Source organism: Reinekea blandensis MED297 (assembly GCF_000153185.1).
GTDB lineage: Bacteria > Pseudomonadota > Gammaproteobacteria > Pseudomonadales > Natronospirillaceae > Reinekea > Reinekea blandensis.
Genome location: NZ_CH724150.1, coordinates 265,729 through 287,689, shown reverse-complemented (window position 1 = coordinate 287,689; position 21,961 = coordinate 265,729). Strand labels below are relative to the sequence as shown.

The following is a 21,961-nucleotide window of genomic DNA, read 5'->3' as shown; positions in this document are numbered from 1 at the left end:
TGCCGTGCATGCCCCTTCTACTGATAATCGGACGAGAGAGTTTCCATGGTGAATTCATCACGCACGCCCGTGTTGCAGACGGAGGCGTTAACGATTCGTTTTGGCGGTCACGTGGCGGTCGACCGGGTCAGCGCCGCCTTTGAAGCGGGCAGTCTGACCGCCATTGTCGGCCCGAACGGTGCGGGTAAAACGACGTACTTTAATTTGATATCCGGACAGTTACCGCCCAGCTCCGGAACGGTCTATCTGAATGAACGTGACATCTCGCGCTGGCCTGTTGCCAAGCGGGCACGCCACGGTCTGGGCCGGGCCTTTCAGCTGACCCAGCTGTTTCCGAACCTGACCGTTGAAGAAAACCTGGGATTGGTGGTGCAGGCAAGACATGGGCTCGGGCACCGGATCTGGACTTTGGCCAGTCGGCAACAGGCCGTCAGGACGGAAGTGGAATCGCTGCTGGATACCATCGGTTTGACCGAACGGGCTGACGATTTTGCCAGAGCCTTATCGCATGGAGCACAACGCCGGCTGGAAGTCGGCATGATGCTGGCTATGGACCCGCAAGTCATGATGTTTGATGAACCAACCGCCGGCATGAGCGTTGATGAAGCCCCGGTGCTGTTGGAGCTGATCCATCGCATCAAAAATGAACAGGACCGAACGATCTTATTGGTCGAACACAAACTGGATGTCATCCGCACACTTGCCGACCGTATTCTGGTGTTGCACAACGGGCGACTGCTGGCCGACGGCGAACCGGAATCGGTGATGCAGCTCGATGTCGTCAGACAGGCCTATCTCGGTGAGCTCAGTGACGAGGAGGTGGCCTGATGACTGCAAACCTGCAACGAAACGTCAGTGAAACTGACGACCTTTTGAGATTAACCGATGTCCATACCCACATCGGTCAGTACCACATTCTGCATGGCGTCAGTTTCCGGGTACCTCGGAACCAGGTCACCATGCTGCTGGGCCGCAATGGCGCCGGAAAAACCACCACCATGCGCACCATCATGGGGTTATGGCCGGCGCACAGTGGCCAGGTCCATTTAAAGGATCGAGCCATTGAAACCCTCGATACCATGACCATTGCGCGCTCCGGTGTGCACTATGTGCCTGAGAACATGGGCATCTTTGCCGGTTTGACTGTTGAAGAGAATGTCCGGCTGGCCACCCGGCAAAACCGATTCAATCAGGATCGTCTGACCTGGGTCTTCGGACTGTTTCCGGCTCTTGAGAAATTCTGGCATTGGCCGGCCGGGCAGTTGTCCGGAGGGCAAAAACAGATGCTGGCCATCGCACGAGCCATCATAGAGCCGTGTGAAATCTTGCTGGTCGATGAACCCAGTAAAGGGCTAGCGCCATCCATTATCGAGTCGTTGATCCGAGCATTTCGCGAACTGAAAGACGCGGATACGACCATTCTGATGGTCGAACAGAACTTCCGAATGGCCAGTACTCTGGGGGATCACGTAGCGATTATGGATGATGGCTGCATTGTTCATGAAAGTGACATGGCCTCTTTTGTTGCGGACAAAGACAAACAGGCGTCACTGCTGGGGCTGAGTATGGAGGCACACCAATGACGACTCAGATTCAGACCTTAATTAAACAACTGACGAAGCGGGGTGAGCCAATGGCTGACAATTCCGTATCGGTACAACCACTCTCTCACTGGCATCAGAATGCGACGGTTCAGTCCGGCTTGCTGTTGGTGGCGTTCGCCTTCATCGGGTTTGTCTTAATTCCCGATCCCGCTGCGTGGATGACGTTGACCATTGCCGGGTTGGCCATGGGCATGATGCTGTTTGTGATGACTTCTGGTTTTACTCTGGTGTTTGGCCTGATGGACGTACTGAACTTCGGCCATGGTGCTTTTATCTCTTTTGGGGCCTTTGTCGGCTTCAGCGTGATGGCCATGTTTCCTGAGTTGATCGCTGCCGGGTCATTCTGGACCCACATCGGTCTGTTTGTTTTGGCGATGATGGGCGCAGCGGTGGTGGTCGGACTCTTATCCTGGGCATTTGAACGACTGATCATCCGGCATGTTTACGGCAACCACCTGATGCAGATCCTGATTACCACCGGTGGAATGATCGTTGCCGAAGAGATGATTTATGTGCTGTGGGGGCATGAGGAACGTGCCTGGCTGAAACCAGACAGTTTCCAGGGCAGTTTTCAGTTTGGCGACTTTGTCTTTGAGAAGTATCGGTTACTGGCCGTGATCATGGGCGTCGTGCTGTTTATCCTGCTGCGCTGGGTGTTTACCCATACCCGTCTGGGTCTGTTGATCCGTGCCGGCGTGGAAAACCGGGAAATAGTGAAATCGCTGGGCTTCAACATCGAAAAGCTGTTCATCCTGGTGTTCATTGCCGGATCGGCTTTGGCGGGCATGGGCGGCGTCATGTGGGGGTTATACGATGAAGTGATTACCGCCCACATCGGCCAAAACCTGATGATTACCGTCTTCATTGTCGCCATCATCGGCGGGCTTGGTTCCATTGAAGGCTGCTTTCTGGCCGCCTTGATGGTGGGGCTGTTGACCAACTACGTCGGGTTTATTTTTCCCAAACTGGCGTTGGTTTCAACGTTGATTCTGATGGTGGCGGTCTTGCTGTGGCGGCCGAAAGGGCTGGTCCCGGTATCGAAAGGAGATTCATGATGTTTCAATCCATCCGAGATACGCTTCCGCAGAGCCGGATACTCAGGGGCCTGTTGGCGGTGATTGTGGTCTCACTGTTGTTGGCGCCGTTCATTTTTGACGGTAGCCGAGCACTTGATACCGCCGCACGGCTATGCATTTTTATCGTCCTCGTGGCCAGTTACGATTTGCTGTTGGGTTATACCGGTGTGGTGAGCTTTGCGCACACGTTGTTTTTTGGCATCGGCGCTTACAGTGTGGCTATCGCGTTCGATCACGTCGCGCCCGGGTTTGGCGTGTTGTTGGTGGCTGTTGTCGTGGCACTGGGGGTGTCCACGGTTGTGGCGGTAACGATTGGCTTGGTGTCGTTGCGCGTTAAAGCCATCTTCTACGCCATGATTACTTTGGCGGTGGCCAGTGTGGCGACCGTATTGGTCTCGCAACTCTATCTATACACCGGTGGTGAAGACGGTATGACCTACCGGATTCCCCGGGTCCTGACCCCGGCCTTTAAGTTGCTCGATGACAAAGTGCTGGGCGTGCGAATCAACGGAAAATTGCTCAATTACTATCTGATCTTTACCGTATCGACTGTGCTGTTTCTGTTAATGGTCCGGATTGTCGCGTCGCCTTTCGGTAAAGTGCTGAAGGCGCTGCGCGAGAACGATTTCCGAGCTGAGGCAATTGGCTACACCACCGTCTATTATCGAACGGCCGCTACCGTCATCAGTGCCTGTATGGCGACACTCGCGGGTGTGCTGATGGCCATCTGGTTACGCTATACCGGGCCGGACTCCGTGCTGTCACTGAACATCATGATCGACATCCTGCTGATGGTGGTGATCGGTGGCATGGGGTCACTCTATGGCGCAATCATCGGGGCCACGCTGCTGGTTCTGGCGCGTAACTATTTGAACGAAGCCATGGGTGTCGCACACAACGCCTTCATTGATGTGCCGATACTCGCTGAGCTGTTTAACCCGGAACGCTGGCTGTTGTGGTTAGGTGTGCTGTTCGTTGTCATGGTGTATTTCTTCCCGTTGGGTATCGTCGGGCGCTTGGTTCGGGGGAGGGCAGACCATGGTTGAACATGATTTTGTCCTCTGTCATGACCGCGAACTGCACGTTCGGGTGTGGAACCGGAATGCACAAAACACGGTGATATGTTGGCACGGTCTGGCTCGAACCAGTGCAGACTTTGACGAGCTGGGCTTGGCGCTTGCGGAGCAAGGCTACCGGGTTATCGCGCCCGATACCCTGGGCCGTGGTTTATCGCAATGGGCGCAGGACGCCAGTGAATATCAGATTTCCAACTATCTGACTCATGTTCAGGACCTGATTCGTCACTATGGCATTTCGCAGTGCGACTGGGTTGGTACCAGTATGGGCGGGTTGCTCGGGTTAGTGGTGGCCTCAATGACGGACACGGTAACGATCAATAAACTGGTGTTGAATGACATCGGACCGGAAGTGCCAACGTCGGCCCTGGCAAGAATTGCCGAGTACGTCGCCGAGTTTCCGGAGTTTGATCGGTTATCAGCCTTTGAAGATCGGATCCGGCAGTTGTACGCACCCTTTGGTCAACGCAGCGATCAGCAATGGCGGAACATGGCCATGGCTTGTGGTCGTCGTAATCCACAAGGGCGATGGACAAGCCATTACGACCCCAAGGTGGCGGTCCCCTTTGATCCGACCAAAACGCCGGCCGATGCCTGGAGCGTCTTTGCCGCACTTCGCTGCCCGATTCTGTTGGTGCACGGCAAAGAGTCCGATGTATTGACTGACGCGATTGTCGCCGAGATGAAATGTCAGCAACCAACGCTTCAGTACCTTCCGATCGCTGGCTGCGGGCACGCCCCCGGATTGCATCGACCTGACCATATCGGTCCTGTACTGGCGTTTTTGACTGACCTTTGAGTGCCTGGATTGTCCGGATTTTCGGGTCCGGGCCTTTTTCCGAATGTCTGCTTTGGTGTCGCATGACAAATCACGTGAATCCGTTATGATTAAAAAACCATCAAACAAGGACAATAAGGAGAGAGGGATGCTGTTTTTAACGAACCGCCGGCCAAAGCAGTCGGCCAAGTCGAAACTAAACCGTCGGATTTCATTTGACTACGACACCACAACTGTCAGCCAGTTACTGTATTTCTGTGAACGACGCGATAAAGACGATTACATCGAAATCAAAAGCCCGGCGTTTTTCCAAAAACTGAAAGAGCTGCCCGCCAAAACTCAGTTGCTGTTCTACATTCACGGCTATAACAACAACATGGAACCGGAAGTGTTCAGCAATACTCAGGTCTTACAGGAGGAGTTCGACAAAATAGAAAAGGACCTGGTTCTGGTGGTGCCCGTTATCTGGCCTTGCGATGACGATTCCATTCTGGCGATGGTCGATGACTATTGGGACGATCAGGATGCCGCCGATGCCAGCGGCTTTGGCTTTGCACGCGCATTGGCCAAGTTTGATCACTGGCGCCGGTTACCCGCTCAGCAGCAGGTTCCGTGTTTAAGACGTATCAATGTATTGGCGCATTCAATGGGCAATCGGGTACTGGTCAATGCCATGCAACTCTGGGCAGAAAAACACAGTGGGGGGAATGCCCCCATGTTGTTCCGCAATACCTTTATGGTCGCGCCAGATGTACCAAATGAAGTGCTCGAGCCGAAGGAACCCGGTCGTTATATTGTCGACGCCAGTCGCAATGTGGTGGTGTACTTTGCCGGCGATGATCTGGCAATGCCGGCCAGTAAAGTGGCCAACATTAAAAATAAAACACTAACGCGTCGTCTGGGGATGACGGGTCCGGAAAATATGGATAAGTTGCCGCAGCGAGTCTTCGAGGTCGATTGCGATGACTTCAACAACAGTCTGAACCCACCCAGTGGCCATACTTACTTTATGCGCAGTCCGAAAGGCGTAACCAGCCCTTTGATCCCGCATATGGCGCACGCCATCAAATGGGGGCGATTGCCGTCCGGTGATCGGCACCAGCGTTTAGCGTCTCCATTCTAAAGCTGCTCCTATCCTCACGGTTTCTTTTTGGGTTTGTCGGACACTTGAGATCCTTCAAACCCTGTTTGTTTTCTACAATGACTCAGGTTTTTTTGGCCCGGAACCAACCATACCTCGTAACAACGTGAGCGACGTTTAAAAAGAAGCACCCGATTGGTGCGATTTCTTGAACATTGTCGAAATGGTTACTAGTTTAAATTGGTAATAATAAAAATGGGACATTGATCACATGGATCTGAAACTGAAATCGTCCGAACCCATTGAACAGACGAAGCCAGAGGTTACCTGGAAAGTCCTGACGGTTGAGGACAATGCCAACTTTCAGCAGAACCTGATCAACATACTGAACACCGTCGAGTTTGAGGGTGGCAAACTCGATATATTAACCGCGAGCAGTGCTCAGGAGGCCGCCAAAGTCCTTTCCCAGCACGACGATATTGCCATCGTGCTACTCGACGTGGTGATGGAACAAGACGACGCCGGCTTACGGCTGGTGAACACCATTCGCGACATTCTCGGCAACAGCCGAATACGCATCATCATTCTGACCGGCCAACCTGGCATGGCACCGGAAGAGAAAGTACTCGAGCAATACGACATCGACCATTACTACGAAAAGTCGGATCTGAACCCAGCGATTTTACGAGGTTTGATTCGGCTCAACCTGCGAACCTGGACACACATCAATCATCTTTACCGGGCCAAACAAGGGCTGCAGATGATTCTCGATGCCAGCCGGCAGATCTATCGCCACTACGACCTGCAACAGTATACCGACGATGTTTTGGCTCAGATCGGGCACCTGCTGAATCTGCAGGATACCGGTATTCTCTGTTTGCAATGGACTGATGATAACGGATTTGAAATGTTAAGCAGTCAACTTGCCGATTCTGCGCCAAGTTTGTTGGAAGAGAGCTTTCGATCTGATTTGTTGAACGCTTTGAAATCAGGCCTGCATCAGTTTGAACAGGGCTACACGCTGTTGGTTTTTAAAAGCGATGATCACATTGACGTGGATTACCTGGTGTATATCGCTTCAACTCAACCCTTAGATGATTACAGCGTCTATCTGTTGCAGGTCTTCAGTGAAAACATCAAGTCGGGTTTTGCCAATGTCACCCTGTCGAGCAGGTTAGCTCGACATGCCTATTTCGATGAAGACACCGGTTTGTATAACCGCCAGCGGCTTCGGCGTGAATTAGACCTGATGCCCGAGATAGTCTGGGAAAACGGGCAACTGCTGGTTATCGAAATCGCGAACTACGCCAGTCTCATCGCCTCATTGGGTAAAGATTTCATTCTCACCTATCTCGAACTGCTGCATAGCAGAGTTATAGAGCAGTTCAGCGACATCCATGTATGGGCTCGCTTCAGTCCGGATTCTTTAGTTTATCTTATTAACGAAAATGACCAGCCTACTGAGATAGACGATCTGAAAGCCAGGTTAGAAAAACCTTACGACGACATCTTTGAGCTTCATTTAAGCATCCGGGCACTCGTTATTCCGTTGAAGCATCTGGATCAGCGGGATATAGAAGAAGCCTTCAGCTCCATCGATCTGGCGAAATTTTATATGCAGGAAAAGCAAATTTTCGTGATGGAATATAGCCCAAGCATCGTACAGATTGCTGATGTTCGTATTCGGATGATGCAACAGTTGCATGCGGACATCGAAGCGAAACGGCTTTCGGTGGTGTTTCAGCCAAAAGTAGAGTTAGAGACCCGGAAACCCGTGGGTTGTGAAGCGCTGGCTCGCTGGAGTTTTGAAGAAAAGCCGGTACCTCCGGATTCGTTTATCAACATCGCCCAAAACGCAGGCTTTATCGACCAGCTAGACTTGTGCATTGCCGAACAAGTGCTGGAAAAAACCCACTTGCTGAATGAACTGGGTCATAAAATAACCGTGTCTTTAAACATGTCACCCAGTGAAGTCGGGGATCGTAAATTTGAGTCTCAGTTTCTCGACAAGGTAACCCAAACGAATTTGGAAATTGACCGTCTGGAAGTGGAGATTACCGAAGAAGAACCCGTGCGGGACTATGAGTACCTCAGTGAGTTTCTCGAGAAACTGCAAAATGCAGGGTTGCGCATTGCCCTCGATGATTTTGGCAAAGGCTATTCATCGCTTATGCACATCACCAAGCTGACAGTCGATGTCATTAAAGTTGATCGGGAGTTCGTGAACGACTTTCTCCACAATCGTTCCAGCGCGATGGCCATCGAACTCTCCGTGGCACTCGCTGAACGCTTAGGCTTGGAGTTGATTGCTGAGGGCATCGAAACCGAGGAACAGGAAACGAAGTTAAAAGAACTGGGCGTTCGTTTTGGTCAGGGTTACTTTTATGCGAAACCGATGCCCTGGGATGATTTTGTGAACTGGTTGAACACCCACGCAGACGACGAATGAACATCCGGGATCAATGGCAAGCGCTGGCCAAACATGAGTCCATCTTTGATCGTTTACGGGTGTTTTCCTGGCTCCTTGCTGGCGCTCTGTTCGTCGGTTGGTGTGTGTTGAGCTGGCAGGCGTTTCAGTCATCCGTTCAGCAACGGATCGAAACCAATCGCGTCGTTGTCGACACAGTAGGTGACCAGATTGAATCTGAGTTCACGGAAACGGCCTTTTTAACGCTTGCGCTGGCACAACGACTCAGTCTGCTGGCGATTGAAGACCCGACTTTCACCTCTGACCGTTTTATATCCATCTCTGAAACCGCCTTTGAACGAGACTCGTCGCTGTATCAGATCCGCATCATGAGTCTTGATGGCCAGGAACGGTTGCGTATTGAAAAGGGGCGGGGGTTTGCTCCATTGCAGAACAAAGCCGGACGGGAGTATCTTCAATTGCCTTACCTGGCTTTTGGCCAGTTGTATTTGTCGACGCTGAACCTGAATGTGGAAAATGGCGAGCTCGAACAACCTTTGCGACCGACGTATCGTGTTGCCGCCAGGCTGTCGCTCCCGGCACCGAATCAGGATCTGGTTGTGTTTTTAAACTTCAATGCCGAGCCACTGTTTCAATATTTACCAGACCTTCCCGGACAACGTCTCTATATTGCTCGAACTAATGGGGAATGGGTGTTTCATCCGGAGGCAAACAAACGGTTTTCACGACAGACCGGGCAATCCGATTCTTTAAGTGACGAGTTCCCGTTGTTGGATTTTTCCGATGGCGATCTGGCCGGCGGGCAGAGTGCGCGACAAGGATGGTTTCAGTACCATTTTTACGATGCCATCCGGTTTGACAGTACCCTGTGGCAAACCGCACCGGAAGATCGACAGCTCTTAATACTGATCGAACACGACCAGGCACAGATTCGTGGCTTGGCGATCGACATCGGATTGTGGCTGTTTCTGCCGTTGATGATCATGCTGATCGTTCTGCTTTGGGTAACGTTGAAACTGATTGATGCAATGGAACGACGGCGCAGTTTAGTGGAGCAGCTGCGGCAGGAAAGAAATGAGATATCCGAAAAACACAATGATCTGATCATTACCCACAACAACCTGAAACTGGTGCAAAATCAGCTCGTGGAAAGCCAAAAGGTCGCGGCTCTGGGGATGATGGTGTCCGGTGTTGCACATGAACTCAACACGCCTGTCAATGGAGCAGGGTTGTCTGTTGATTCGGCATTGGAAGACATCCCGGAACTGATCCGGCTATACAAGCTGGGCGAACTCACCGAAGAAAAACTGTTATCTTCGTTGAATCATGCCGAACAGTCGTTAAATCTGGCACATGAGCATCTGCACTCCAGTAAAAATCTCATCAGCCGCTTCCGTATGCTGGCTAAACGAGTGGATGCCGATGAATCGTACGAGGTTGATCTGGCAAAAGAGCTGAGCGTTCTGCAGAGGACGTTTAACCGCAATAATCCTGAGTCTCTGCTTAAACTCACCGTTCATTACCCCGATTCAGTTCGTCTCATCAGTCATGGGTTTATGATCACTCAGGTCTTAAACAATCTCGTGGAAAATGCCGTTGCACATGCTTTTGAACCGGGTGTGCCCGGCGAGATAGAGATCGACGTGACTGAGGAAGAAAAAAGCCTCACCATTGCCGTAAGCGACAACGGACGTGGCATTTCTCAACCCGACCGCGTGTTCGAACCGTTTTATTCAACCGGTCGCGGCCACGGACATACCGGTTTGGGGCTGCACATGGTGTACTTGTGGGTGACACAAACGCTGAAAGGTCAAATACGGGTGAGCTCAGAACCTGAAGTCGGAACCACGTTCACCTTAACCCTGCCTAAAAATCTCCAATCGGTTGATTTGTAACTGGCCATAAAGGCGATCAGAAAATCTTACTTATCTTAACGACATTAAGGCCTGACCCTCATTCACGAACATCTGAACTGACGTAACCCTCTGTTTTAACGGACATACCAAACGGTTTTGTAGTCGTCTTGACCATGACGGGGAACGTTTTCCGGCAGGAGTCTGCTTGGGACATCGTTGGTCAAAAATCTCACATTCAGACAATTAGGCAAACATTCCGATGTTTCGTGTTATCGCCTCTTTACTCAGCGAGGGCATAGTAGCGCTACATTTTGAGCACACCTAGAGAGACAGACACATGCAGTTAACACACGAATGGGATAAGACCTTTCCGAAAAGTGATCGGGTTGAACACCAAAAAGTAACCTTTACCAACCGTTATGGCATTACGTTGGCGGCCGACTTGTATCGCCCGAAAAACGATGAGGGTCAACATTTGCCAGCCATCGCCATCAGCGGCCCTTACGGTGCCGTAAAAGAGCAGTCTTCCGGCCTGTATGCACAAACGCTGGCCGAACGCGGGTATGTCACCGTTGCCTTCGATCCATCTTTTACCGGTGAGAGTCGCGGTGTGACCTATGGTGATAACCAGGAAGTCAGAAACCTGGCATCGCCGGAAATATATACCGAAGATTTCAGCGCAGCTGTCGATTTTCTGGGCTTACAACCTCAGGTCGACCGGGAAAAAATCGGCGCCATTGGCATTTGTGGCTTTGGTGGCTTTGTATTAAATGCCGCCGCGGTCGATAAGCGCATTAAAGCTGTGGCGACGACCAGCATGTACAACATGTCGCGCGTGACCGCAAATGGCTATTTCGATGCCATGACGAAAACAGAACGCACCGAAACCCTGGAGCAACTCAGCCAGCAGCGTTGGGCAGACGCGGAAGCGGGTAAGTTTGCTTTGTCAGGCATGGGCTTGCCGGAAAGCCAGGATCTGACCGGAGAAGAACCAGAGTTTTTGTCGAGCTATGTCGATTACTACAAAACCGAACGCGGGTTCCACCCCCGTTCAATTAACTCGAATGGTTCGTTTACGGCAACAAATGCATTGTCCCTGATGAACATGCCAATCATGACCTACATCGATGAGATATCGCCACGCCCAATCCTGCTGATTGCAGGTGAAAAGGCACACTCCCGATATTTCACAGAATCGGCCTATCAGGATGCCGCAGAACCAAAAGAGATGATGATTCTCGATGATCTGGTGCATGTGGATCTGTACGACAAAGTGGATTTGATCCCATTTGATCGAATGGACGCTTTCTTCCGTGAAAATCTGAAATAAAACGCCCAGATATTACAGGCGCGCCTAAGGCTGCGCCTTTTTGGGTTTTTATTAACACCTGAAAAATGTTTTACAGACAAACAGGCAATAATCACGGCGGATTGTGTAGTCGGGTTTTATCCGACGCCATGTATTCTCGAGGTTTTTGCCTACGACTAAGGGTAAAGGGAGCCAGAAATGAACCGACGAAAGTTGATTAAAGGGGGCGTATTGCTAACCCTGGCCCAGACGACAGGGCTGTTAAAAGCACAGGCCGCCGATTCTGTTGAAAAGCTGCATTCAACCGATATTAAGACGTTAATGATCGTGTCTCACCCTTATCCGGAACGTTCCGTGATGATCAAGGGTTTACAACAGGCCGCTGAAACCGTGTCCGGTGTTACTGTGCGCAACCTTGAATCGATCTACGGTTTTGACACCCGCGCGATCGACGGAGCTCTTGAGCGAGAGATCACCCGTGAGCACGATCGTATTGTGTTCATGTTCCCAACGCACTGGTTCAACATTGCGCCCATGATGAAAGCTTATTTGAACGATACCTGGGGCAGCGTTGGTCCCGGCTTGTGGCGGGGCAAGGAGATGTTGCTGGTCACAACGGCGGCTGGCGGTGCGTCGACGTACGGCAGTGAAGGGCGCATTGGTTACCGTTTAGAAGATGTTTTTGCCCCGATGGAAGCCAGTGCATTGCACGCCGGAATGTCCTATTTGGAACCTTTGGCGTTTCAATCGGTAACGGCTTCGAAACTACCTGACTACCAAGCGGCACTCATTAAGCGACTGCAAGTGTAGCCGAACACGTTGTGACCGTTAAATCGTCTTGCTTATTAACGGTCTTAACAACGATTTTTTCTTTTCAAGAGTAAACACTCAATAAAGGTCGCATATTGAAGCAAATGGATATTATTAAAGGTCAGGCATTTGAGGGTGAACGCCCCCTGTTTTCAATTAAAAACCGTCGAATCGAGAATGTTCGGATCGGTCTTGGCGAGTCATCCCTAAAGCATGCCAGCCATGTGAGTGCCCATGACTGTGACTTCCACGGGAAATACCCCTTTTGGCATGGTGACGACATAAAAATAACGGAGTCTGTTTTCCGCGAAACGGCACGAGCAGCAATCTGGTACACCAACGCGCTGGTTATGAGTTCATGTCATGTACAGGCACCTAAAATGTTTCGCCGGGTGTCTGATTTAAGCATCGAGAACTGCTCGTTTTTGAATGCTGAAGAAACACTCTGGAACTGCCGCAGTGTTGTGCTCGATAACAGCGAATTTTTAAATGCCGATTACATCCTGATGAATATTGTCGATGCAGAACTGAACAACTGTAAGATTCAAGGCAACTATTCCTTTCAGGATGGCAAGAACATTGTGATTCGTAACTCCATAATTGAGTCCAAAGATGCCTTCTGGGGAACCGAAAATGTGACCGTCTACGACAGTGTCATTGATGGCGAGTTTTTAGGGTGGTATTCAAAAAACCTTAAACTTATCAATTGCACGATCAGAGGGTCTCAACCGCTTTACTATGCTGAGAATCTTCAGCTTGAGAACTGCCGTATGGAAGGGACGGACCTGTGCTTTGAATATTCGGAGGTTCAGGCAACCATCACTAACGACATTATCAGCGTCCGAAACCCCAAGGGCGGTCGAATTTGCGCACCCAGCATTCAACAGATTATTTTTGATGAGCATTGCGTAAACCCGGATGCCTGCATCATTGAAACGTTACAGGCGGCCTCCGCATGACATTCGATTTTGAGACCCCGATAGACAGACGTGGATCCGGCTCTTACAAGTGGGATTCAGTTGAAGGTGAGGGCGCTTTACCCATGTGGGTGGCTGACATGGATTTTAAGACCGCTCCTGCCGTTATCACCGCGTTGAGTCAACGGGTAGACCATGGTGTTTTTGGATACACGCATGTTCCAGACGCCTATTATGCCGCAGTTACTTCCTGGTTTGCCCGTCGTTATCAGTTCAAAATCGAAAAAGAGTGGATGCTCTATACCTCAGGTGTTGTGCCTGCAATCTCCGCGGTGATTCGGTCATTAACGGAAGAGGGTGATCAAGTCTTGGTGCAAACCCCGGTATACAACTGCTTTTTCTCTTCTATTCGTAACATGGGGTGTGAAGCGGTTGATAACCCGCTGATTAACCTCAACGGTTACTACCAGATCGATTTCGACGATTTAGAGTCAAAGCTGGCTAACCCCCGGTTAAAAGTCATGCTCTTGTGTAACCCACACAACCCGGTTGGCCGCAGTTGGACACGGGATGAGCTGATGCAAATAGGTCGCCTGTGTTTGCAATACGGTGTCACTGTGGTCAGTGACGAAATTCATTGTGACCTGGTCTTTCCCGGCGTTGAACACATCGCCTTTGCGTCCTTATCCACTGATTTTCTCGAAACCTCGGTAACTTGCCTGGCACCGACCAAGTCATTCAACATGGCCGGTCTGCAGATCGCGAACATTGTTGTTAAAAACACTGAATTGCGCGAGAAAATAGATAAGTCACTAAATGTCCACGAAGTCTGCGATGTGAACCCTTTTGGCGTGATTGCCTCGATGGCCGCCTATAACGAGGGTGAAGCCTGGTTAAACGGACTGCGGCGCTATCTGCATACAAACTACCTCACCATAGAAAATTACTTAGCGGACGACTTACCTCAGCTCAAGTTAACGAGTCAGGAAGCGACGTATCTTGCCTGGCTTGATATTCGCGCACTGGGTGTTCGCTCAGATCGGCTGACGAAAGACCTGGCCGAACGCGAAGCACTGTTTGTTAACTCCGGCACGCTCTATGGCGAGGCTGGAGAAGGGTACTTACGTTTGAACTTTGCCTGCCCCCGATCGGTATTAATGGAAGGACTGGAGCGGTTGAGTCGGGCGCTACAGCCCTATATCACCTAAAACCGTTGATTAGCTTCAACGGTGTTAACTTTTAAAAGAGAAAGGAGAGTGAACATGAAATTGAATGACACATTTCAGTTAAGCAATGGCATACACATTCCAAAACTGGGCCTTGGAACCTGGATGATTGAAGGCCAGCAAGCCGAGCAAGCCGTACTCGAGGCGTTAAAACTGGGCTATCGACACCTTGATACCGCTCAGGATTATGGCAATGAAGCACAGGTAGCCGATGGTATCCGGGCCAGCGGTCTGGCTCGCGAAGAGGTTTTCATTACCACCAAACTGGCGGCACAGTATAAAAACTACGCAGATGCTAAAGCCGCAATTGATGACTCGCTGCAGCGCATGCGGTTGGATCATGTCGATCTCATGATCATTCACAGTCCGCAGCCATGGGGTGATTTTGGTGCCGAGGATCGTTATTTTTCTGGTAACTCAGAAGCTTGGCGTGCACTTGAAGAGGCTTACCAGGCTGGCAAAATCAAAGCCATTGGTCTGTCTAATTTTCAGCAACCTGATGTCGAGAACATTTTGCAGTCGGCAACCTTGAAGCCGATGGTCAATCAAATATTAGCGCATGTCACCAATCTGCCGAACGAGTTGATCGACTATTGCCGATCACAGGACATTCTGGTCGAAGCCTATTCTCCGATCGGGCATGGTGAGCTGTTAAAAAACACCGAGTTAAAAGCCATGGCGGACCGGTATCAGGTGTCTTTACCACAGCTGTGCATTCGATTTGTGTTGCAACTGGGATTACTGCCTTTGCCAAAAACAGCAAACCCCGCGCACATGTCCAACAATGCTGACCTGGACTTTGAAATCTCCGAAGACGATATGCAGGCTCTGAGCAACATGAAAAAGATTGCCGATTATGGTGAAGCCAGCGTGTTCCCGGTTTATCGCGAACATTCTTAACGGAAAGAGAGCACGGCCACGAACCGGTTTATGACAGCGTGGCCGTGTTTCTACATGAAGGGCGGAACTACCACATGGATATTTTAAAGTGTGGCTTTCCAGCCCCTCGCATATTCAGCCTACCATCCACTAAGTTCATACGTTAGAGCAGGGGTGGCAACTCAACATTTTCAGACATTCGCCCTCACGCCCATTTCACTCAAGTTGCATCAATGTCGTCGATTCACCACGTTTGAAAGGCTCAACAATACGACTTTGTCCAATAGACTTGTGATTTGCATCGCAAGAATACAAAAGAGTTGAGATCATAATGGCGAGGTTAAATAAGAATCAGTTCAGTTTTTACGGCCATGACTGGTCGCTTTTTGGACAAAAGGTAAGTCGATATGAGATTGATTACAGGGATGTTGTCATCACTATTCTTAGCAGGATGTTTACCTGGCACTGAACCAGGTCCTGATGAGGACTCCTGTGTTAAATCTATAAACTCACGCGATTGCCAGGCGCCCGTCGAAGAACCCGACAACAGCATTGATGATCCAGGCCCCTTAGCGCTGAGTACTGTTAGTGCCAAACCTACAGGCGTGATAACCAATGACAATGAAGCCGCTATAATAGAGTCTGGACTTGCTGGGATGCCATTTATCACTACCGTTCAGTTTTTGCCCAGTTTGTACATGGACACGGCAACCGATACTGATCAGATTAATTGCCAAACCGGTCAAGGAAGTATTGAGACGCTTGAATATGAGCCCGACAGTAATGAACCCTTTGATTTACTCGCGTATCAAACGACACGATACGACTATCAAGACTGTGTTTCCCCGGAACATGCAGCCTTGGGCGTTGCCACAATTGACGGTACGGCGAGTCTTGAGACTCGATTCAGCGGACTCAATCTCTCAGTGAACAAGTATTCGGCAACAAACTTCTATCTCTTTACAAAAGATATGACAGGCAATGAGAAAACTACCATCCTGAACGGTAGCTGGTTGGCGGCGTACTCACTGTCCACGGAGATTACCTCGATTGAGTTCAAGTATCTGTTAGAACAGTACCCGGGAACGGGACTGGGTACGTTTCTCTATAAAAGCCTGGCAACCACTCAAAAAGATGGTACCCATCATTTATCCGGACATTGGGTAATTGAAGATGCGAACGGTGAAACCATCGAGTTTACGGTCAGTGGCGCGCAGGATGATTCCGTTTTTGTGACTGCGCGTGGCGTCGCCATGGGTGAGTACGATCTTTAGCGGTAATGAAGTAGAAACTGCCGTGAATTCGGGCCAAAGAGCTTTTGAGATGATGAGCGATGAGTGCTGGCTATTTGTGAAATCAATCTGAAACGGGCTAAATCGAACTAATCTGTTATTTCCTGTAATAAAGATTACAGGAAATAAGAGAAGGTGTGCTCGAGGGGCCATCTGAGTCCCCTAGTGAGCCAATGTTAAAACAGGCTCACACACAAACTCGACGTGCTTTCGAACGTCATCGATCGCAATGGTAATGAGCTCTGATTGATCAACGGTTTCGAACAGAACGGTAAAGCTATGGCCAGATCGACAAACGCCATCCAGATAAGCCAACTGACCTTTCTGCCACTCAAACAGGTTCGTGTCAGGGCCAAGGCGTTTATCGGTACTGAAGCGAACTTCGTGACCAATGAGCTTGGCGTAATCGATGTGAGTGAGATTCTGAGTCATGGTTAAAGCCTCGCTGAGTGATGAACAAGATTTTGATTGAACGCCCAGTCCGGTATGGACGCTGGTTGAGCTTCCAACACTTTGAGCAGTGGGATCACGTTGGTTTTCTCGATGGATTCTTGGCAGAACGCAATGTCGATGCCCTGTTCCATTAACGCTCGACGGTGCCGGTAATAGGTGTTTTTCGGCAGGATGGATCGAAGGTCGTGACCCTGTTTCCAAAGTATGTAGGTCGAGCACAACCCACGCGGGAGATTCATTTGTTGTTCGTCAGATAAGGCAATTTGTTCATTCATTTCTATCTTCTCCACATAGGTTTGATAGATGCGCTTTACAGCCGCTAAAGTCATTTGAGATGCAGTTTCTATGTTCAATTCACGAAGTTGTTTTTTCTTAATGCGCAATTCAAGGCGCAGCTTGGTATCAGCCCACTTGGCTAAATAGGTGTTGTTGAACGCGGACGGTAAACGATGCTTTGGCGCTTCAATTTCTTCGCCTTTGCTGTACACCTTGAGCGCCCAACGTTGAGAGGATTTCCCCCAATACAACGTGCCACCTTTCATCGATGGTCGGCCGTGACGGGTTTTGGATTTGTACTCAGCCGCACGTATCCAGGCTAATACGTCAGAGCGACTTGGAAGATCGAACGACTGATTGATGTCGACAGACATCAATGGATAAGCACCCTGCTTTACCTGTTTCAGATCATCAAGATTCGGAACGATATCGAGACTGGCTAACACCTTGAGATAGGTGTCCAACATCAATGCAACGAGATCATCACTGCCGAAGACATTGTGACCCTGCAGGAACTTAGAAGGGTTACCGGAAAACCAAAGAGTTGATGCCCTTCCCTGTGCGTCGATGGTCCCGATGCTGCGAACTTGAACACCGGATTCGTGAGAGCCTTCAACCCGGACCCGGCAGGGTGAATGCCATTCAAGACAACCATCCGCGGCCACTTTCATAACGGCGCCGGCATTCAGAGGAACGTGCCGACAGGGCAATTCACAGGTGACCCAATCAATCATAAAGACATCCGTGCCAGTACCCAAAATGGTACAAAAGGCGGGTATTACTAGACTTTCCGCCTCTGATTTCCGACTGCCTCACATCGCACCTCTCAAAAACACGTCAATACCTATTTACTGGTATTTATATATACACATAATTGAGCCGTCAACATAGGAGCGCAAAAACGTGGATATAGAATTACTAAAAAGACAGACCGATTGGTGTGATATGCAATTCCATGAACACTTAAAGACACTTCGATTATCCAAAGGTTTGAACCAGCAGGAGACAGCGGATCAACTCGGAATAGCCAAAAACACCTACATTGGCTACGAGAAAGGCGACAGAGAGCCCACATTGACCGTTCTGAAGAAAATGGCTCAGATGTTCGGGATGACGATCAGCGAGCTGTGCATGGACACTGACAGCCGCAACGTGGATGAGAATCTGGTTTTACTGTTCGAGGCGGTGAAGCAGTTTGACGAACCTGAGATGCAAACCTTTGCCGATCTGGTCGAAGCCATGGTGATCCGACATCACGCCAACCGGGCCAAAAACCTGACTCAAAAACCCTAAATTCTACGTAGACAACGTAGAAAACCAGAGAAAAAGACCTAAGTGGTTGATTTTAAAGGGTTTGAGGGGTGTTGTCGGTTACCAAGAGATATATCGCAGTACCAAAAATGGTACAAAAGTAGGGTATTACATGTACCCTACTTTTTTTGGTGCCCGGTGCTCGCTCGCTACGCTCGCGATCTCCGGGTCCCAAAAAGCAGCCGATAAGATCCAGGAGAATGCATAATATTTTAGGCATCTAAGCCAAAGCCCTAAATATTTATGTGTAAGCGGCTCAGCCCTTGATTAGCAAGGGGTTCATAGGTTTTCTGGAAAATCCCATAGGTCAATATTGTCCCAAGATCGGGGGTATAGAATACCCCCCGATCAAGCCAAAAACCGAGTTGATCAAGGGCGATAATTATTTAAGGGATTCCCCTGGACACGGGGCGCGAAAAAACACCAGGCATTGGAACGGATGGTAGGGTTTCCGCTTCGCTATCAGTTATCTAAGACCAGTGGAACTAAAAAGGCCCTTCAACTTTGACGCTGAGGGGCCTTGTTTTGAGTCCTGAGAGGGTTCGGTGACTTCGCTGCGCTCGGGGCACAAGGCCCATAAAAACAACTCACACCTATCGGTGACGAGGTTCCCTGACATACGGGTTCGGTAGTTCAGGATAAGGCGGATCAATGCCCTGCTCGCTCAAAAACTGTTTTATCAATCGTCGTACCTGCTGCGACATGGTCACATCATCTTCGCGGCAGATCTTCTGAAACCACTCTTTCTGAGTGCGATCCAAATACAACTGAAGCATTACGGAATCTTCAATGATCATTTCGTGAGGGCATCTTGTGGGTGTGCGTAGGCCCTAATGAGAAGGGCCTGAAGGGCTACGCAACCGAGAATACTAAAGATTACAGGAAATAGTGAGCTATACTAGAGCCCCCCTCAAGTCCTCTAACAGATACTTTGCGCTTATGTCGATAATCGGTGATCTTGCTTGGGTATTTCCGTAAATGCCGTCGCCAAGTTTTTTAATGCATTCTTGTCATTTATCCCTTAAAAGTCGATTTCAGGTAATTTTTTCTTTAGGAGGAATGAATGTACCCAATAATAGAAATGCCAATTACCATTGAAGAGTTCAGTAATCACCCTAATTGGAAAAAATCAACATCAAACGCTTTTTGCAATTGGTATAAGGAAGTAACCTTAGACCGAATTGAAATGTTAAAAAGTTATTCAGCTATTAACATTAATTTTCATTCGCAAGATATGTTAGTTGAGTTAGCTGATTTGCTCCTTGAGTTTAAGGATACTGATGAGTTTAAAAAAAAAGGAATCGACTCTGATGATTTAGTAATCCTCACTTTCGATGTAGGTTGTGTTATTACACAGTTTTTTATAAAAATATTTGACGATTTAGAGCTTAAGCCTGGGCTTGGGCCGAGAAATAGCGATATTAAAAATCTACCGACTCTTTATGGCTTTCCAACTGGTGCTATTTATCCTTGTATTACTGGACCAATAAATATCCGGGATAGACTTTTCGATGACGAGGATAATTCAATTATCCTTAAAGCATACCAGCTTAGGTCAGGACCTATTAAATAGTGGAAAGCCCCTACTTCTCAGATTACTGCTTTTCGTTTTCGACATCGGATTGCCATTATCAGAGCATCAATGACCTCGATCCGCTCGAGGTTTAGCTTTTTATGACTATCTATCGTGTTGAGTGATTGTAACGCTACCGGGAGTCTAGAATACAATGGGCTAGCCAATCAAACGATCCCAGAATGGATCGGTAAAAATCGTAAAGTCTGATTTTTTCTCTGGAAAAACAGTAAGTTAGGACGTATCCACGCGAATTTTGGCCCGAACTCGATATTTACCCATCTCCCAGTGTCATGGCCGCTCATAACGGTTTGATGTTATAAATGAGAAAGCATTGCACTAGACCGTATCCATTGGTTGCCAGGAAACAATAAACACAGTTTTTTTGACTTGAACCGCTTGAACGTTCATCAGGTTTTGCTGGAAATGAACTTGATGCGATCTCGCCGTTTAGAAAGTCACTTTACGCAGTGTCAGTGCGTTGTTTTATATCCTTAAGTTATGGTTCAATGCGCCGAGATATCTCAGTCTCATCGTAAAGACGAGCAACTCCCGACCTAATCGTCAGTCCTGTCCGTGCGCAACATTTAATCAATTGTGTAGGCCAGCGGGCATTATTAAAAGGAATCAATCAATATGGACAAACTAGTAGCCACGGTACTGTTCACCAGTACAGCCTTTATCGCATCGGGTTGTACGACAGTGCCGACCTCTCAATCGACCGCCAGTGACACTGCCCTTTCACAATCTCAGGTAGTGACTTTCAAGCTCGATGAAAGTGTACGCGGCGAGCTAACCTCAGCCAGTCAGCTTAACTACAACAATGGTAGCCGATACAAAGTTTTCCAATTGAATGATGCTGAGGCCGATGCGATCGTTCAGTTAGACATGCAAAGCAGTTTTGAAGGTTCGTTTTCCGTTTTTAATAGCTTAAACGAACGAATCGCTTCGGGGTCTCCTGCAAGATTTCAAACCAATGATTTAGGGCCATGGCTTATTGCCGTAAACGGAGATGACGCCGACAACTATGGACCTTTCCGTTTTAAAGCGACGACTGTCGATATAGAACTTCGTGACCGCATTAGTGAAGGCGAAGTGGTGAACGGTTGGCTAGGCGAAAATGACGAAACCACCCTTCAGTTTAGCGTTGCAGAAACGAAACTGTTTCAAATCGACTTACGGTCAGATGATTTTGACGCCGTACTTGCAGTCAACGGTGACCAGATTTCCACACTGGAAGATGATGATGGCGGGGAAAGCGAAAACTCCCGAATCGTTGAAGCTCTCTCGCCTGGAGACTACCAAATTGTCGTTCGCTCCTATGAAGGCAACGGTGGTTTGTTCGATCTGGAAGTGGCTGCCTTGGATGTTGAGTTCGCTACCAACCTGGATTTAACTGTACCAAGTACCGTTAATGGCTGGTTGTCCACTAATGAAGAAAAAACGTTTCAGTTGACAGTTGAAGAAGAGCAACTGTTCAAAATCGATTTACGTTCAAACGACTTTGACACAAAACTTGCGATCATGGGTGACCAGATTGCTACGTTAGAAGACGATGATGGTGGCGAAGGTGAAAACTCGCAACTCGTTGAAGCTCTCTCGCCGGGAACCTACCAGATTATTGCTCGTTCTTACGACGGTGACGGTGGTATGTTTGAGATAGAAGTCGCAGCGCTGGATGTCGAAATTGATACGAACCGGGAACTGACAGCCCCTGCCGTGGTGAATGGCTGGATGCGCAGTGATGAGGACATGTATCAACTGACTATCCAACAAGACGGTTGGTATGTGATTGAAATGCGATCAGAGGTCGTCGACTCGGTTATTACCCTGCGAGGTAGTGATGATTTCTACGCTGAAGATGATGACAGTGCTGGCGGACAGGACTCTCGTTTGGAAGTTGAGTTAGCCGCGGGTGTCTATGAGTTGTTTGCGCAAACTTATGATGGCGGTTCCGGCCAGTACAGGCTGACCGTCAACCCTCGGTAAGTGCACCATAAGCCTATAGTTAATCCA

20 protein-coding genes are annotated in these 21,961 nt (G+C 49.2%); 17 read left to right on the top strand and 3 right to left on the bottom strand.

Annotation, left to right across the window (positions count from 1 at the left end):
* Positions 1 to 45 precede the first annotated feature (45 nt).
* The 14 genes from MED297_RS06690 (at position 46) to MED297_RS06625 (ending at position 16,314) form a co-directional block, all read left to right on the top strand.
* The gene (locus MED297_RS06690) at positions 46 to 828 is read left to right on the top strand and encodes an ABC transporter ATP-binding protein (RefSeq protein ID WP_008043478.1); all 783 of its coding nucleotides are present in this window, start codon (positions 46 to 48) and stop codon (positions 826 to 828) included.
* A complete protein-coding gene (locus tag MED297_RS06685) occupies positions 828 to 1,583 on the top strand; it encodes an ABC transporter ATP-binding protein (protein WP_008043476.1) in 756 nt (251 codons plus the stop codon). The genes MED297_RS06690 and MED297_RS06685 overlap by 1 nt, the downstream gene beginning before the upstream one ends.
* Positions 1,580 to 2,659, top strand: coding sequence for a branched-chain amino acid ABC transporter permease (locus tag MED297_RS06680; protein ID WP_008043475.1), 1,080 nt, complete (start codon positions 1,580 to 1,582; stop codon positions 2,657 to 2,659). Before MED297_RS06685 ends, MED297_RS06680 begins: the two co-directional genes overlap by 4 nt.
* On the top strand, positions 2,656 to 3,726 hold the full coding sequence (locus MED297_RS06675) for a branched-chain amino acid ABC transporter permease (protein WP_202594522.1): 1,071 nt from the start codon (positions 2,656 to 2,658) through the stop codon (positions 3,724 to 3,726). Before MED297_RS06680 ends, MED297_RS06675 begins: the two co-directional genes overlap by 4 nt.
* Positions 3,719 to 4,555 (top strand): alpha/beta fold hydrolase, encoded by an 837-nt coding sequence (locus tag MED297_RS06670; protein WP_008043470.1) that lies wholly within the window; start codon positions 3,719 to 3,721, stop codon positions 4,553 to 4,555. Before MED297_RS06675 ends, MED297_RS06670 begins: the two co-directional genes overlap by 8 nt.
* Positions 4,556 to 4,682: 127 nt before the next feature.
* Entirely contained in the window at positions 4,683 to 5,657 is a 975-nt protein-coding gene (locus MED297_RS06665; protein WP_008043462.1) for an alpha/beta hydrolase, read from the top strand.
* A gap of 229 nt (positions 5,658 to 5,886) precedes the next feature.
* Complete coding sequence (locus MED297_RS06660; protein WP_008043461.1) at positions 5,887 to 8,064, top strand: EAL domain-containing response regulator; 2,178 nt, start codon at positions 5,887 to 5,889, stop codon at positions 8,062 to 8,064.
* Positions 8,061 to 9,938, top strand: a complete 1,878-nt coding sequence (locus tag MED297_RS06655; protein WP_008043460.1) for a sensor histidine kinase — start codon at positions 8,061 to 8,063, stop codon at positions 9,936 to 9,938. The genes MED297_RS06660 and MED297_RS06655 overlap by 4 nt, the downstream gene beginning before the upstream one ends.
* A gap of 298 nt (positions 9,939 to 10,236) precedes the next feature.
* The gene (locus tag MED297_RS06650) at positions 10,237 to 11,229 is read left to right on the top strand and encodes an alpha/beta hydrolase (RefSeq protein WP_008043459.1); all 993 of its coding nucleotides are present in this window, start codon (positions 10,237 to 10,239) and stop codon (positions 11,227 to 11,229) included.
* A 177-nt stretch (positions 11,230 to 11,406) separates the two neighbouring features.
* Positions 11,407 to 12,018, top strand: coding sequence for an NAD(P)H-dependent oxidoreductase (locus tag MED297_RS06645; protein WP_008043458.1), 612 nt, complete (start codon positions 11,407 to 11,409; stop codon positions 12,016 to 12,018).
* Between the two features lie 104 nt (positions 12,019 to 12,122).
* Complete coding sequence (locus MED297_RS06640) at positions 12,123 to 12,977, top strand: DUF3737 family protein (RefSeq protein WP_008043452.1); 855 nt, start codon at positions 12,123 to 12,125, stop codon at positions 12,975 to 12,977.
* Positions 12,974 to 14,143 (top strand): MalY/PatB family protein, encoded by a 1,170-nt coding sequence (locus MED297_RS06635; RefSeq protein ID WP_008043451.1) that lies wholly within the window; start codon positions 12,974 to 12,976, stop codon positions 14,141 to 14,143. The genes MED297_RS06640 and MED297_RS06635 overlap by 4 nt, the downstream gene beginning before the upstream one ends.
* A 54-nt stretch (positions 14,144 to 14,197) precedes the next feature.
* The gene (locus tag MED297_RS06630) at positions 14,198 to 15,061 is read left to right on the top strand and encodes an aldo/keto reductase (protein ID WP_008043442.1); all 864 of its coding nucleotides are present in this window, start codon (positions 14,198 to 14,200) and stop codon (positions 15,059 to 15,061) included.
* Positions 15,062 to 15,696: 635 nt separating this feature from the next.
* The gene (locus MED297_RS06625; RefSeq protein WP_008043440.1) at positions 15,697 to 16,314 is read left to right on the top strand and encodes a hypothetical protein; all 618 of its coding nucleotides are present in this window, start codon (positions 15,697 to 15,699) and stop codon (positions 16,312 to 16,314) included.
* 180 nt (positions 16,315 to 16,494) lie between these two features.
* On the opposite strand, the gene MED297_RS06620 is transcribed toward MED297_RS06625, so the two are convergent.
* Entirely contained in the window at positions 16,495 to 16,764 is a 270-nt protein-coding gene (locus MED297_RS06620; protein WP_008043439.1) for a hypothetical protein, read from the bottom strand.
* A 2-nt stretch (positions 16,765 to 16,766) separates the two neighbouring features.
* Positions 16,767 to 17,795 carry a phage/plasmid replication protein, II/X family gene (locus MED297_RS06615; RefSeq protein WP_008043438.1) on the bottom strand — a complete coding sequence of 343 codons (1,029 nt, stop codon included), beginning with the start codon at positions 17,793 to 17,795 and terminating at the stop codon, positions 16,767 to 16,769.
* A gap of 169 nt (positions 17,796 to 17,964) precedes the next feature.
* On the opposite strand from MED297_RS06615, the gene MED297_RS06610 reads away from it, so the two are divergent.
* Positions 17,965 to 18,354 carry a helix-turn-helix domain-containing protein gene (locus MED297_RS06610; protein WP_154650861.1) on the top strand — a complete coding sequence of 130 codons (390 nt, stop codon included), beginning with the start codon at positions 17,965 to 17,967 and terminating at the stop codon, positions 18,352 to 18,354.
* Between the two features lie 611 nt (positions 18,355 to 18,965).
* Here MED297_RS06610 and MED297_RS22700 read toward each other — a convergent pair.
* The gene (locus MED297_RS22700) at positions 18,966 to 19,148 is read right to left on the bottom strand and encodes a hypothetical protein (protein ID WP_419760887.1); all 183 of its coding nucleotides are present in this window, start codon (positions 19,146 to 19,148) and stop codon (positions 18,966 to 18,968) included.
* Between the two features lie 287 nt (positions 19,149 to 19,435).
* Here MED297_RS22700 and MED297_RS06600 point away from each other — a divergent pair, with 287 nt between their 5' ends.
* Positions 19,436 to 19,945, top strand: a complete 510-nt coding sequence (locus MED297_RS06600; protein ID WP_008043435.1) for a hypothetical protein — start codon at positions 19,436 to 19,438, stop codon at positions 19,943 to 19,945.
* Positions 19,946 to 20,581: 636 nt separating this feature from the next.
* Complete coding sequence (locus MED297_RS06595; protein WP_008043433.1) at positions 20,582 to 21,934, top strand: hypothetical protein; 1,353 nt, start codon at positions 20,582 to 20,584, stop codon at positions 21,932 to 21,934.
* The last annotated feature ends 27 nt before the right edge of the window (positions 21,935 to 21,961 follow it).